This is a genomic window from Arthrobacter sp. zg-Y895, assembly GCF_020731025.1.
GTDB lineage: Bacteria > Actinomycetota > Actinomycetes > Actinomycetales > Micrococcaceae > Arthrobacter_B.
Genome location: NZ_JAJFZY010000013.1, coordinates 21,212 through 34,738 on the forward strand (window position 1 = coordinate 21,212; position 13,527 = coordinate 34,738).

Annotated in this window: 12 protein-coding genes and 1 riboswitch; of the genes, 9 read left to right on the forward strand and 3 right to left on the reverse strand. The window is 68.0% G+C overall.

Going from position 1 to position 13,527, the window contains the following annotated elements:
* Positions 1-15: 15 nt before the first annotated feature.
* From LJ760_RS16435 to LJ760_RS16460, 6 genes are all read left to right on the forward strand, one after another.
* Complete coding sequence (locus tag LJ760_RS16435; protein ID WP_227924404.1) at positions 16-1,215, forward strand: allantoate amidohydrolase; 1,200 nt, start codon at positions 16-18, stop codon at positions 1,213-1,215.
* A complete protein-coding gene (locus LJ760_RS16440) occupies positions 1,212-2,663 on the forward strand; it encodes a formimidoylglutamate deiminase (protein WP_227924405.1) in 1,452 nt (483 codons plus the stop codon). Before LJ760_RS16435 ends, LJ760_RS16440 begins: the two co-directional genes overlap by 4 nt.
* On the forward strand, positions 2,660-3,883 hold the full coding sequence (hutI, locus tag LJ760_RS16445) for an imidazolonepropionase (protein ID WP_227924406.1): 1,224 nt from the start codon (positions 2,660-2,662) through the stop codon (positions 3,881-3,883). Before LJ760_RS16440 ends, hutI begins: the two co-directional genes overlap by 4 nt.
* A 43-nt stretch (positions 3,884-3,926) precedes the next feature.
* On the forward strand, positions 3,927-4,487 hold the full coding sequence (locus LJ760_RS16450) for a dihydrofolate reductase family protein (protein WP_227924407.1): 561 nt from the start codon (positions 3,927-3,929) through the stop codon (positions 4,485-4,487).
* Between the two features lie 61 nt (positions 4,488-4,548).
* On the forward strand, positions 4,549-5,337 hold the full coding sequence (locus LJ760_RS16455) for a CPBP family intramembrane glutamic endopeptidase (RefSeq protein ID WP_227924408.1): 789 nt from the start codon (positions 4,549-4,551) through the stop codon (positions 5,335-5,337).
* 61 nt (positions 5,338-5,398) lie between these two features.
* Complete coding sequence (locus LJ760_RS16460) at positions 5,399-7,207, forward strand: glycoside hydrolase family 2 protein (protein ID WP_227924463.1); 1,809 nt, start codon at positions 5,399-5,401, stop codon at positions 7,205-7,207.
* 118 nt (positions 7,208-7,325) lie between these two features.
* Here LJ760_RS16460 and LJ760_RS16465 read toward each other — a convergent pair whose 3' ends face one another.
* On the reverse strand, positions 7,326-8,153 hold the full coding sequence (locus tag LJ760_RS16465; protein ID WP_227924409.1) for an endonuclease domain-containing protein: 828 nt from the start codon (positions 8,151-8,153) through the stop codon (positions 7,326-7,328).
* 549 nt (positions 8,154-8,702) lie between these two features.
* Complete coding sequence (locus LJ760_RS16470; protein ID WP_227924410.1) at positions 8,703-9,353, reverse strand: VOC family protein; 651 nt, start codon at positions 9,351-9,353, stop codon at positions 8,703-8,705.
* 160 nt (positions 9,354-9,513) lie between these two features.
* Positions 9,514-9,630: riboswitch (SAM riboswitch) on the forward strand.
* Positions 9,631-9,707: 77 nt separating this feature from the next.
* Here LJ760_RS16470 and LJ760_RS16475 point away from each other — a divergent pair.
* Entirely contained in the window at positions 9,708-11,024 is a 1,317-nt protein-coding gene (locus tag LJ760_RS16475; protein WP_227924411.1) for a bifunctional o-acetylhomoserine/o-acetylserine sulfhydrylase, read from the forward strand.
* 38 nt (positions 11,025-11,062) lie between these two features.
* Positions 11,063-12,178 carry a homoserine O-acetyltransferase MetX gene (gene metX, locus LJ760_RS16480; protein ID WP_227924464.1) on the forward strand — a complete coding sequence of 372 codons (1,116 nt, stop codon included), beginning with the start codon at positions 11,063-11,065 and terminating at the stop codon, positions 12,176-12,178.
* Positions 12,179-12,183: 5 nt separating this feature from the next.
* On the opposite strand, the gene LJ760_RS16485 is transcribed toward metX, so the two are convergent.
* Positions 12,184-12,963, reverse strand: a complete 780-nt coding sequence (locus LJ760_RS16485) for a VOC family protein (RefSeq protein WP_227924412.1) — start codon at positions 12,961-12,963, stop codon at positions 12,184-12,186.
* 119 nt (positions 12,964-13,082) lie between these two features.
* On the opposite strand from LJ760_RS16485, the gene LJ760_RS16490 reads away from it, so the two are divergent.
* Positions 13,083-13,523: an SRPBCC domain-containing protein gene (locus tag LJ760_RS16490; RefSeq protein WP_227924413.1), complete on the forward strand. Its 441-nt coding sequence runs from the start codon at positions 13,083-13,085 to the stop codon at positions 13,521-13,523.
* Positions 13,524-13,527: the final 4 nt, after the last annotated feature.

Consider the following 13,527-nt stretch of genomic DNA (forward strand, 5'->3'; position numbering starts at 1 on the left):
CGCCTGGAGAGAACCATGGACACTGTTACCGGCCTGCTCGCTTCCATTGCCGACGTCGGACGGGATTCCCGGCGCGGCGGCTACTCGCGCCCGGTGTTCTCCACACCGGAGCTGACGCTCCGCGAGTGGTTCGTCCAGGAGGCACAGCGCCGTGGCCTGGACGGGGAAACGGACCGCAACGGCATCCTCTGGGCCTGGTGGGGAGAACCCGAACGAGGGGCACTGGTGACCGGCAGCCACCTGGACTCGGTGCCGGGCGGCGGAGCCTTCGACGGGCCGCTGGGGGTGGCCTCCGCGCTTGCCGCCGTGGACCTGCTGCGCGGGCGCGGGATTAGCCGGAACCGCTCCCTCGCCATCACCGTCTTCCCGGAAGAGGAAGGATCCCGCTTCGGGGTCGCCTGCCTGGGCTCGCGGCTGCTGACCGGCGAAATCGATGCCGACAAGGCCCGGAACCTGCGCGATGCCGACGGCACCACCTTCGCCGACGCCGCCCGGGCCAACGGACTCGACCCCGCACGGCTGGGACGCGACGACGAGGCGCTGGCCCGGATCGGCGACTTCGTGGAACTGCATGTGGAGCAGGGCCGCGGGCTCGGCGAGGACGGACCGGCGGTGGCAGTGGGCGGATCGGTGCTGGGCCACGGCCGCTGGCGGATCAGCGTTTCCGGGCAGGGAAACCACGCCGGCACCACGGCCATGGCGGACCGCGCCGACCCCATGGTTGCAGCCGCGCAGATCATCGTTGCCGTCCAGAAGGCCGCCGAAGCCGTCGACGGTGCCCGGGCCACGGTGGGCCGCATCGCTCCGGTGCCCGGCGGCACCAATGTCATCGCCTCCCGGGTGGACCTCTGGCTCGACGCCCGGCACCCCGACGACACCACCGCTCTGGCCCTCGTGGAAAACATCCACGGCAAGGCGCAGAAAATCGCTGCGTTCGAAGGCTGCACCGTCTCCCTGACACCGGAATCGTGGACCGGCGCAGTCAGCTTCGACGCCGCACTGGGCCGCAGCCTGGAGCTGGCTCTTCCCGGGGCCCCGGTGCTGGCCACGGGGGCGGGGCACGACGCCGGCATCCTCGCCGGACACGTGCCTTCCGGAATGCTGTTTGTCCGCAACCCGACCGGGATCTCGCACTCCCCGGAGGAACACGTGGAGGCCGAGGACGCCGATGCCGGCGCCGTGGCGCTCGCCGACGCCCTGGAGGCGCTGCTGTGAGCGGTGCGGCGGGCCCTTTGATCGAGGGTCCTCCGCCCGGGGGTGCTGCCGTCTGGTGCGAGGCCGGGTGGTACGAGGGCAGTATCCGGGAAGGCATCCGGCTGACGGTCGGCTCCGCCGGCGAAGTCAAGGCAGCCGCACCCGGAACGGCAGCCGAACCCGGGGACCTGGTGCTGTCCGGCGTCGTCTATCCGGCAGCCGCCAACGCCCACTCGCATGCCTTCCACCGGGTGCTGCGTGGACGCACCCACAGCGCCGGGGACTTCTGGAGCTGGCGCGAGCAGATGTACTCGGCCGCGGGCACCCTCACGCCGGAACTCTACGAGCAGCTGGCGACGGCGGTCTTCGCGGAGATGGTGGTCTCGGGATACACCAGCGTGGCCGAATTCCACTATGTGCACCATGCGCCGGACGGCTCCGCGTATCCCGGGCACGCAATGGAACTGGCCCTGGCCCGGGCCGCAGTTGCCGCCGGCATCCGGCTGACCCTGCTGGACACCTGCTATCTTTCCGGCGGTTTCGGACCAGGCGGTTCCGGGACACGCAGTTCGGGGACACCGCTGGACTCCCGGCAGCGGCGGTTCGGGGATGCCGACGCCGATGCCTGGCTGGAGCGGTTCGCGTCGCTGCAGGCGGTGGTCGGGGAGCGGTTCGATCCGGAGCAGGTGAGTGTCGGGGCCGCCCTGCACTCGGTCCGCGCCGTACCGGAAGCTGCACTGGCCCGCATCGCGGAGCGGCTCCCAGCCGGGATTCCGCTGCACATCCACCTGTCCGAACAGCCGCAGGAAAACGCCGACTGCCTCGCTGCCACCGGGCTGACCCCCACCGGGCTGCTGCACCGGCACGGGCTGCTCGGCCCGCGGCTCTCGGCCGTCCACGCCACGCACCTGACCGACGCCGACGTCGCCCTGCTGGGAGCGGCCGGGGCCACTGCGGTGTTCTGCCCCACCACGGAAGCGGACCTAGCTGACGGGCTCGGCCCGGCGTCAGCCCTGCGGAAAGCCGGAGTTGCCCTGGCGCTGGGCAGTGACCAGCACGCCGTCGTCGATCCGTGGCTGGAAATGCGGGCACTGGAATACGGAGAGCGGCTGCGGAGCGGCAAGCGCGGGGCCTTTGCTCCAAGCGATCTGCATTTCGCCGCGTCCGACGCCGGTGCGCGCGCCCAGGGACGGACAGCGCCCGGGCTGGAAACGGGGAAGGCCTGCGACCTGACGGCCGTGGACCCGCACAGCCTGAGGACCGCCGGATCGCGGCCCGACCAGCTGGCATTCTCCGCCACCGCTGCGGACGTAACCGCCGTCGTCGTCGGGGGCCGGCTGCGCGCCCGGAACGGTTCGCACACTTCACTCGGAAACCCGGCCGCCCTGCTGCGGGAGGCCATTGCCGCCGTCGACTCTGCGGCCGCCCCAGTGCACGAAACCCGCTTGGAAGGAACCCGGCGCCCATGAGCTCCGCTTCAACACTGATCACCAACATCGGTGAACTTTCCACCCAGGACGACACCGCGGATACCCCCGTGCTGCGGGACGCGGCCGTGGTGTTCGAGGGGGAACGGATCAGCTGGATCGGCCCGGCGGGGAACGCTCCGGCGGCTGACGAGGTCATCGACGCCGGCGGGCGGGCCGGGCTTCCGGGCTGGGTGGACTCGCACACCCATCTGGTGTTTGCCGGGGACCGCAGCGCGGAGTTCGAGGCACGGATGGCGGGGCAGGCCTACGAAGCAGGCGGGATCGCCGTCACGACGGAAGCCACCCGGGCGGCGTCGGACTATGACCTGACCCGGATGCTCCTGGCCCGGGCTGCCGAAGCCGCAGCGGGCGGCACCACGTACCTGGAAACCAAGACCGGCTACGGGTTGAGCGTGGAGGAGGAACGCCGGCATGCCCGGATCGCTTCCACAGTGGCGGACACCGTCACCTTCCTGGGCGCGCACCTCGTTCCGGACGGAGCCGACGCCGACGAGTACACGGAGCTGGTCTGCACCGACATGCTCGCTGCAGTGCGCCCGTATGTGCAGTGGGCAGACGTTTTCTGCGAAAAGGGAGCCTTCACCGAGGAACAGTCCCGCCGGGTGCTGCAGGCGGCCCGGGATGCGGGCCTGGGGCTGCGGGTGCACGGCAACCAGCTCGGCCCGGGGGCCGGTGTGCGGCTCGCCGTGGAGTTCGGGGCGGCCAGCGTCGACCACGTGAACCACCTGTCCGACGACGACGTGGCCGCGCTCGCGGACACATGGTCCGGGTGGGATGCGGGTACCGGAGTTCCCGGCACCGTGGCAACATGCCTGCCCGCCTGCGACCTGTCCACCCGGGCACCGCTGGCTCCGGCACGGCAGCTGCTGGACGCCGGCGTGCAGGTGGCATTGGCGTCCAACTGCAACCCGGGAACGTCCTTCACCAGCTCCATGGCCTTCTGCGTGGCCACCGCTGTGCTCCAGATGGGACTGACCGTGCAGGAAGCCGTCCAGGCCGCCACTTACGGCGGCGCTCTGGCACTGCGGGTGCACACCGGGGAGGACCGGGACGGTGCACGGGCTGTCGGGTCGCTCGCCGTCGGGCACCGTGCCGACCTGCAGCTGCTCAACGCTCCCTCGGCCGCCCATCTGGCGTACCGGCCCGGCATGCCGCTGACCGGCATGGTGTTTCGAGCCGGGGTGCCGGTGCGCCGCTGATCGCACCCTTGTCCTCCGCTGAGGTGCCGGGTTGAGTTGACGCATGGGAAAGATCATCTATTCGGTTTCCTCAACCCTGGACGGCTACATCGCAGATGCCCAGGGCGACTTTTCCTGGGCCTTTCCCACCGAAGCAGTGATTGCAGCGCTCACCGAGGACATGGCGAACGTGACCACGTACCTGTACGGACGGCGGATGTACGAAACCATGGCCGTCTGGGAGACCGACCCCTCCGCAGCCGACGAGTCACCGGAATCGGCCAGCTTCGTCGAGGTCTGGAAGCGTGCCCGAAAGGTGGTCTTTTCCAGGACGCTGGACGATGTCTGGACGGAACGGACCCGATTGGAAAGGGAACTCACGGCGCAGGCCGTCGAGCGGGCGAAAGCCGAAACGCCCGGCGACCTCACCATTGAAGGCCCCACCCTGGCCGGAACGGCCCTCCGGATGGGACTCGTGGACGTGGTGGAACTGATGATCTGGCCCGTGACGGTGGGCGGCGGAACCCGGGTGTTTCCCGACGGGCTAAGGGCAAACCTCCGGCTGGCACGGGAACGGCGCTTCGATGAGCAAGGCATGGTCCAGGTCCGATACGAGACGGGGTAGGCCCGCATCCGGGCAGCTCCGCACCGGGATCCACCCGGCGGCGTCCGGCACAATGGTGTCCATGCGCGCTGCCTTCCCCTCCGCCCCCGCCGAATCCCTGGATCCGCGGGCACGCCGGATGCTGGTGTTCGAAATCCTGATTGTGCTGGGGCTTTCGCTCGGCAGGTCCGGGGTCTACGCCGTCGTCGAACTCATCGAAAAGGCCACCGAGGCGCCCTTGGGCGATCAGACCACCACGCTGAATCCCGTCCTCGATGACAGGCCGTACTTCGACCTGGTGTACCAGCTGCTGGGGATCTTCTTCTCCCTGCTGCCCGTGGCGCTGGTCCTGTTCCTGCTGACCGAACCGGGGAAGTCCGCGTTCCGCCGGATCGGGTTCACGTTTGCCCGGCCGCTTCGGGACTTCGCGTTGGGGGCGGCTCTGGCAGCGGTCATCGGTATCGGCACGCTTGGCGTTTACGCCGCCGGACGGGCCCTGGGCATCACCACCGCCATTGTCCCGGCAGCCCTGGACACCTACTGGTGGACACTGCCGGTGCTGATCCTCTCTGCCATTCGGCACGCCGTGCTCGAGGAAGTCATTGTGGTGGGCTACCTGTTCCTGCGGCTGCGGCAACTGGGCTGGGGGACGCCGGCGATCATCCTCACCAGCGCCCTGATCCGGGCCAGCTACCACCTCTACCAGGGCATCGGCCCCGGTATCGGGAACTTCCTGATGGGCCTGCTCTTCGGCTACGTCTACACCAGGACGCGGCGGGTGATGCCGCTCGTGATCGCGCACGCGCTGGTGGACATTGCCGGGTTTGTCGGGTTCGCCCTCTTCGGTTCGGCCATCGGGATCGGCGACTAGCGGGCGCCCGACTAGCGGGCACTGCGACTCCTCGGGCACATAGGATGGCCCCGTGACACTGATGACCTCCTGGGGTACAGCCCTGGACCCCGAATCCGTCCTGCCGGAATACCCCCGACCCCAGCTGGCCCGCGACAGCTACCTCAATCTCAACGGCTACTGGCAGTACGCCATCACAGGCACCCGTCGGGAGCAGCCGCCCCGGGACGGGGACTGGGACGGGCACATCCTGGTGCCGTTCTCACCCGAAGCGCCGCTCTCCGGAGTGAACCGGTACCTCCAGCCGCAGCAGCTGCTCTGGTACCGGCGGACCGTGACCCTGCCGGAGGGCTTCGCGGGGGAGCGGGTACTGCTGCACTTCGGCGCCGTGGACTCCAGCTGCCGGGTCACGGTCAACGGCATTTCCGTGGGCGGGCACGACGGCGGCTACCTGCCGTTCTCCCTGGACATCACCGACGCGCTGGCTGCGGGTCCGGACGGCGGTTCACCCGGGGCTGAGCACGAAATCGTGGTCCGGGTCCGTGACCTGAGCAACGCCGGTTCCGCCAGCCGCGGCAAGCAGACCCTGGACCGCGGCGGGATCTGGTACACCGCACAATCCGGGATCTGGCAGACGGTCTGGCTGGAAGCGGTGCCGCAGGCGAGCATCACCCGTCTGGTCCTTGTCCCGGACCTCGACTCGGTGACCGCCACGGTGCTGGTCGACGATGTCCGGTCCGCCCCGGACAGCACTGACCTGCAGGCGGAAGTCACCTTAGCCGCGGGCGGGCACCCGGTGGCGGCCGTCGTCGTCGTTCCCGGTACGCCGGCGCGGATCCCGATACCGGATCCGCACCTCTGGTCCCCGGAGGACCCGTTCCTTTACGACGTCACCGTGCGGCTGCTCACCGGCGGGAAGGAAGCGGACCGTGTGCGCAGCTATACGGCGCTGCGGACCGTAGGAACGGGACCCGACGACGCCGGGCACCTCCGGTTGCTGCTGAACGGGCGGCCGTATTTTCACGCGGGCCTGCTGGACCAGGGGTACTGGCCGGAAGGGCTGTACACCGCGCCGTCGGACGAGGCCCTGGCCTCCGACATCCGTGCGGCGAAGGACCTGGGCTTCAACATGCTGCGCAAGCACATCAAGATCGAGCCCCTGCGCTGGTATTACCACGCAGACCGGCTGGGCATCCTCGTCTGGCAGGACCTGGTCAACGGCGGCACGACCTATAAACACTCCGTTGTCACTGCCCCCGCGGTGGGTGCGGCGCACCGGGCCGACGGCGACTACGCGGCCTTCGGGCGTGCCGACGAGCAGGGCAGGGAACAGTTCCTGGCCGAACTGCACGGCACGGTGGAGCTGCTGGGCAACAGCCCGTCCATCGCGGTGTGGGTGCCGTTCAATGAAGGATGGGGCCAGTTCGATGCCAATGCCGTCGCCGAACTGCTGCGAAGCCTGGACCCGACCCGGACCATCGACCACGCCAGCGGCTGGCATGACCAGGGCGGGGGAGACCTCAAAAGCGTGCACGTCTACTTTGTGCCCTTTCGGCTGCGGAAGGGCTGGCTGGCCGGCGGCCGTGCAGTGGTGCTGTCCGAATACGGCGGGTACAGCCTGCGGATCCCCGGGCACACCTTCAACAACAAGGAGTTCGGTTACCGGCGGTTCCGGTCCCGGAGTGCCCTGGCCCGCGCCTACGAGCGGCTGCACCGGCGGCAGATTGAACCTGCGGTCGCCGGCGGGCTGGCCGCCACGGTCTACACCCAGCTCACCGACGTCGAGGACGAGGTCAACGGGCTGCTTACCTATGACCGCCGGGTGGTAAAGCTCGACGCCGAGCTGGTGCGGGGGATCAATGCGGGGCTTCGCCGGGCTGCCGGGGGCTGACCCGTCTTGCTGCGGGTTTGCCTCGTTTTGTCCGGATCCCTGCAGATTGTCCGATTCCCTGCGCCGCGCGGCGCAGGGATTGCCACAAACCGCAGGGATTCGGACAATCCGGAGGGAATCAGTGGCGTCGGGAGCGGGGGAGACCAGCGCGGAGCAAGCGCTGTACCAAGGACTCAGGGTGCTGGGGCTCTCTTGAGATGTCGTCCCAGGACCAGCGTATAAAACTGACCCCCGTTGCGCGGAGGGCATCTTCGCGCCGTTTCTCCTGACGCAGCGTGTCCCACGAAGGGGCAAGGGCTGCATCGCCCCGACCGTATTTCACTGCGCCGTCGAATTCCCCAACGAGCCTCTGCTCGCGCCAATAAAAGTCGACCCGGAAGCGGCCCGCGGACGTGTTGAACTGTTGCTGGAGTTCCGGCGGAAGGAAACGGTGCCGGTGAATCACTGCCCGGGAGTAGGACTCACCCGCCGATTCGGAATGTGGATCGGCGAAGTCGACAACCCGCTGAGCTCGGAGCTGCTTAACCTGACCGGGCAGGTTCCCGGCTGTTTCCCGCAGGCGGTCCTTTGCCAGGGGAGGCAAACCACGAACGGTATCCGGCCGTAGCACGTGGTCCATGGCCGGAACTGCGTGCTCGAAAGGGAGATAGGCAGCCATGTCCAGGACGGTCTGCGCCCGGGACGTCAGGGCCACCTCATCCAAGGTGGTGACCGGTTCCAACAGCTGACGCTCCACCCAGCGGAGCCCACCACGGCGCTGGCCATGAGTGGGAGGTACGGCCAACAGCAGAACCTCAGCAGAGTGTCCAATGACGGGCAGCCCCCACATGACGGCAGCAGATTGCTGGATAAGGATGCGCTGACCGTGTCCCTGTTCCACGGCCGCCCGGATCCGCACCCGTTGCTGTTCCCAGGGAGAAAGATGCTGCCACTCATCCGCCTTCATGTAGGCACCATGACGGACGCGGATCAGCTGACCGGACCGGCAGCTCGAGGCTAAGGCACGGCGGTAAGCACCGTGGGCCTCCGCATCGGCTGTGAAAATGAGCTCCGGATCCATGGGCTCAAAGATGGATGGGTAACAGCGGACCCGCGAGGGTATGCCCCCCTATTGTGGAAAACCCTCGGGCGCCTCGGTCTGGCGAAGCCCCGCGGTTTGTCGCGATGCCTGCGGTTTGTGGAGCCCCATCGGCGTGGCAATGCCCTGCGGTTTGTCGCGATCCCTGCGGTTTGTGACGATTCCTGCGCCGCGCGGTGCAGGAATCCGGACATACCGCAGGGATCCGGACACAGCGCAGGGACAGACCGCAGGGGTTCGGACTCAGTGCGGGGACAGACCGCAGGGAACCGGACATACCGCAGGGGGGGGCACCGTGCGGGCACATTTCGGGAAAAGCCTGCCGGTTTGGGAAATTCCTGCCACGGCGCAGCGCAGGGATTTCCCGAACCGGCAGGAAAACCCCAAAACGGCAGCAGAAGCAGCAGAAACCCAGTGCTAGATCTCGACAGGACCGTTCGCGGTGTCGAAGGTGACGGACATGATGCCCGGTGTGCCGGCCGGGGCAATCCACGTGACATCCACGTTCTCCAGCGGCTTCTCCACGGGATGGCCCAGCCAGTCGGTGACGCGTGCGGCGGACCCGGCAATGGTCAGGGACTTCAGCTTCACCGAACCGGGCATTCCCGGAATGGCGTTGGAGGGGTGCAGCTCCGCTGTGCCGTCGTCCCAGCGGAGCAGGTAGGGCACCTGCGGATCGGCAATCAAGCCGTTGATGCCGATCTGCCGCCAGGTCAGCTCCTGCCCGTCGGGGAACTTGCGGTTGCCCGGGACGGACTGCCGGCCGAGACGTTCCTCGAAGGGCGAGAGGTCATCAACGGCAACACACCAGCCCATCCAGCCGCCGCCGCATTCGGAGCGCTGGCGCACGGCCTGGCCGAACGGCGCCTTGTCCGACGCCGGGTGGTTCAGGACCTCCACCACCTCGACGTACTGGTTGTTGGCCAGGGGCAGGATCATATTGCGGGTACCGAATCGGGGGTGGACGCCACCCTTCACGAAATCGGCGCCGAGAGCAGCAGCAATCCTCTCGGTAGTGGCCAAAAGACCGTCAGGTTCACAGGCATAAGAAACATGGTCCAAGCGCATGCGGCCCATTGTGACACGTTGTGATACCCGTCTCGACCAAGGGAAGCCTAAGTGCGGAATGTTCCCCGACGCAGTACCGGATTACAGCCAAAAGGCTCCGGCATTTCACGGTGCGTCACAGAGGTTGCGCGACGGCGGCATATCGGTTTCCATAGGTGCAGGTCATGAGTGCCAGCAGATAGCCCCGGCTTGCTGGCCGGCAACCCTCCAACCGCGGTGGGGTGCCCCGGGTGAAGACCTGGCCGTACGCCAAACGGGCGTCCGGCAAGCGCGGGTCCCACGACCCCACCGGACATCCGGCGTACCCGGATGCACCCCGGCGGCGTTGTGCGGCCCCTGGTTTGAAGGAGCATCATGAGTGCAGACTGGTCATTTGAAACCCGCCAGATCCATGTAGGCCAGGAGCCCGACGCCGTCACCGGCGCTCGTGCCCTGCCGATCTACCAGACGACATCCTTCGTTTTTCCGAGTGCAGAGGCCGCTGCGAACCGGTTTGCCCTGGCCGAACTGGAACCGATCTACACCCGGATCGGCAACCCTACCCAGGAAGCGGTGGAAAACCGGATTGCCTCCCTTGAGGGCGGCGTCGGCGCCCTGCTGCTGGCGTCCGGGCAGGCGGCCGAAACCTTCGCGCTGCTGAACCTGGCGCAGGCCGGTGACCATGTGGTCGCCAGCCCCAGCCTCTACGGCGGGACCTACAACCTGCTGAAGCACACCCTGAAGCGGTTCGGCATCGAAACCACCTTCGTGCAGGACCCGGACAACCTGGACCACTGGCGCGATGCCGTCCGGCCCAATACCAAGGCCTTCTTCGGCGAGGTGGTCTCCAATCCCCGCCAGGATGTCCTGGACCTGGAGGGCATCAGCGCCGTGGCCCACGAGGCGGGCGTGCCGCTGATCGTGGACAACACGCTGTCGACGCCGTACCTGATCCGTCCGATCGAATGGGGAGCCGACATAGTGGTCCACTCGGCCACGAAGTACCTCGGCGGGCACGGGACGGCCATTGCCGGCGTCATCGTCGATTCGGGCAACTTCGACTTCGCCGCGGATCCGGAGAAGTTCCCCGGGTTCAATACCCCGGACGAAAGCTACAACGGGCTCGTTTACGCCCGGGACCTCGGCGTCAACGGGGCCCTCGGGGCGAACCTGGCTTTCATCCTGAAGGCGCGGGTGCAGCTGCTGCGGGACCTCGGGTCCGCCGTGTCGCCGTTCAACGCGTTCCTGATTGCCCAGGGACTGGAAACGCTGAGCCTGCGGCTGGAGCGGCACGTAGCCAACGCCGTCGCCGTAGCGAACTGGCTGGAAGGCCACGACGACGTCGTGTCGGTTGCGTACGCGGGCCTCGAGTCCAGTCCGTGGTTTGAGCGTGGCCGCAAATACGGGCCGCGCGGCACCGGCGCCATTGTCTCCTTCGAGATCGAGGGCGGCATCGACGCCGGCAAGCGCTTTGTGGACGGACTGGAGCTGCACTCACACGTGGCCAATGTCGGAGACGTCCGTTCCCTGGTGATCCACCCGGCGTCGACCACCCACAGCCAACTGGGTGCCGAAGCACAGCTCGCCGCAGGGGTCAGCCCCGGACTGGTGCGCCTCTCGGTCGGCATCGAGCACATCGACGACATCCTCGCGGACCTTGACGCAGGGTTCCGGGCCGCCAAGGGAGCATAGCGCCCGTGTCACGGCACCCGGCACCCCGGCACGAGCCGCTGACGGTGCCCCCGCTGCAGCACCCCTCCAATCAGGATGGGGTGCTGCAGTACGCCTCCATCGGCGGACTGGAGCTGGAAACCGGAGGGTACCTGCCCGACGTCGTCCTGGCCTACGAGACGTGGGGGCAGCTGGACCCGGACGCCGGCAACGCCGTGCTGGTTCCGCATGCGCTGACCGGCAGCACCCACGTAGCCCGCGGGAGCAGCACCGAACCGGGCTGGTGGGAGGAGCTGGTGGGCCCGGGCCGGACTGTGGACACTCGCCGGTACTTCGTGGTCTCGGTCAACATGCTGGGCGGTTGCTACGGCTCCACGGGACCTGCCTCGGCTGACCCGGACGGATTGCCGTGGGGCTCAAGGTTTCCGTTCGTCACCGTCCGGGATTCGGTCCGGGCGGAGGCGCGGCTGGCGGACCGGCTGGGAATTGCACGGTGGCATGCCGTGCTGGGCGGTTCGCTCGGGGGAGCGCGGGCGCTGGAATGGGCGGTGACCGAACCGGACCGGGTGCGGCACTGCGGGGTGATCGCAGCCACCGCAGCCAGCACGGCCGAGCAGATCGCGTTTGCCCAGGCGCAGCTGGCCGCTATCCGGCTGGATCCGGATTTCAACGGAGGCGACTATTACAACGGCACGCCTCCGCTGGCCGGCCTCGGCCTGGCCCGCCGGATTGCGCACATCACCTACCGGTCCGAACCGGAACTGGAATACCGGTTCGGACGCAGTTCCCAGGCGTCCGAGGACCCTTTCGGCGCCGCCTACGCGGCCGGAAGGGGCCGGTACTCCGTGGAGAGCTACCTGGACCACCAGGCCCGGAAACTGGCCGACCGGTTCGATGCCAACAGCTATCTGGCGCTCACCGAAGCCCTGGTCAGCCACGACGTCGCCCGGGGCCGGGGAAGCCTGCGCGCGGCGCTCGCAGGCACGACGGCGGACTTCTTCATTGCCGCGGTGGAATCGGACCGGCTCTACTTTCCCCAGCAGTCGGCGGATCTGGCAGCGGCCCTGCCCCGGGGAACGCAGGTCCATCTCATTCGGGCACCCATCGGGCATGACGGTTTCCTGACCAGCGTCCGGGAGATTTCCGGTGCCTTGAAGCGGGAGGTGTTCGGGTAGGACGCTTAGGCGTCCGGGGCCTCCATCAGCCAAAACGCTGCTCCGGTGGGGTCGGCCAGCTGGACCATCCGGCCGAAGTCGGAATCCTCCGGCACGCTCAACACCGATCCGCCCAGCTGCTCCGCCTGCTCGGCCGCGGCGTCGATGTCCGCATGGCCGAAGTAGATCTCCCAGTGGGAGGGGACGTCCTCCGGGAGTTCAGCGGCGGCATCCATCACCCCGGCCACCGGACGGCCGTTGCTTTGCAGCGTGGAGTAGCGGAACTCGTCGGTGTCTGACAGGACCTCTGTTTCCCAGCCGAACACGTTCCGGTAAAACGCCAGGGCCGCCGGATAGTCATTGGTCATGAGCTCGTACCAGACCGGTGCCCGGGTCTCATCGATCCGCGCGAATCCCCGGTGGGTATCCGGCTGCCAGACACCGATGGCCGCTCCGGTGGGGTCGCCAACCACTGCCACCGTGCCCTGGTCCAGGGCACGCGCCGGGTCCAGCATCACCTGCCCTCCGGCGGCGGCAGCGGAATCGGCTGTGGCGCCGGCGTCGTCGGAGGCAAGGTACACGGTCCAGAAATCCGGGAACGTGTTCTCCGGCGAGTTCTGCATCATGCCGGCCACCACGTCCCCGTTGTGCCGGAAGTGGAGGTAATGTCCGGATTCCCTGCCCAGGTCCACAGCGTCCCAGCCGAGCAGTCCGGCATAGAACTCCCGGGCCCGGGCAGGATCGGAGGAGGCCAGATCCGCCCAGCAGGGGGAACCGGCAGGGAAACGATCGGGTGCAGCGGGCATGGCGGGCCACCTCTTTTTAGAGGAACTGCAGGGATATCCGCAGTTATACCAACCCCGTTCGGCGGACAACAGGGGCCTACCCCTTGCCCGCCGCGGCAATTCATGGGAGAACATTCCCCATGGCAGATCGGATCTCGCTTTCCGGCCGGGCGCAGTGCACCCCGGAGGTTCTCTGGCACGTGCTCGTTGATAACCGGGCGGCCTGGTGGCCGGACATGGACTTCGCTGCGCATCCCGGAGCGCCCCTGAAAGAGCGGTGGAGCGAGGACGGAGTGGAGCACACAGCCACCGGTACGGTCCTGGCCGTCGCCCCCGGCCGGCTGCTTTCCTTCCGCTGGACCGCACCCGAATGGGGTGCCCACACAGTGGTCAGTTTCGAACTGACCGACGAAATAGATGCCACGGGGGTGGCAGTGACCGAGAGCGGCTTTGCAGCGCTCGACGCCGGAGTGGGTGCCGAACTCTCCGCAGCCCACCGGGAAGGGTGGGCCTTCCACCTGGCGAACCTCATTGAGCAGGCCGAAAAGACCGACCAGGCACAGCAGGCGGGCGGCTCCTGAAAGC

Bases quoted from the DNA above. Each gene is read 5' to 3' on its own strand.
- hutI (WP_227924406.1), top strand. From the start codon at position 2,660: ATGAGCTCCGCTTCAACACTGATCACCAACATCGGTGAACTTTCCACC.
- LJ760_RS16460 (WP_227924463.1), top strand. From the start codon at position 5,399: ATGACCTCCTGGGGTACAGCCCTGGACCCCGAATCCGTCCTGCCGGAA.
- LJ760_RS16470 (WP_227924410.1), bottom strand. From the start codon at position 9,353: ATGCGCTTGGACCATGTTTCTTATGCCTGTGAACCTGACGGTCTTTTG.
- LJ760_RS16490 (WP_227924413.1), top strand. From the start codon at position 13,083: ATGGCAGATCGGATCTCGCTTTCCGGCCGGGCGCAGTGCACCCCGGAG.
- LJ760_RS16450 (WP_227924407.1), top strand. From the start codon at position 3,927: ATGGGAAAGATCATCTATTCGGTTTCCTCAACCCTGGACGGCTACATC.
- LJ760_RS16465 (WP_227924409.1), bottom strand. From the start codon at position 8,153: ATGAAGGCGGATGAGTGGCAGCATCTTTCTCCCTGGGAACAGCAACGG.
- LJ760_RS16455 (WP_227924408.1), top strand. From the start codon at position 4,549: ATGCGCGCTGCCTTCCCCTCCGCCCCCGCCGAATCCCTGGATCCGCGG.
- LJ760_RS16435 (WP_227924404.1), top strand. From the start codon at position 16: ATGGACACTGTTACCGGCCTGCTCGCTTCCATTGCCGACGTCGGACGG.
- LJ760_RS16485 (WP_227924412.1), bottom strand. From the start codon at position 12,963: ATGCCCGCTGCACCCGATCGTTTCCCTGCCGGTTCCCCCTGCTGGGCG.
- LJ760_RS16475 (WP_227924411.1), top strand. From the start codon at position 9,708: ATGAGTGCAGACTGGTCATTTGAAACCCGCCAGATCCATGTAGGCCAG.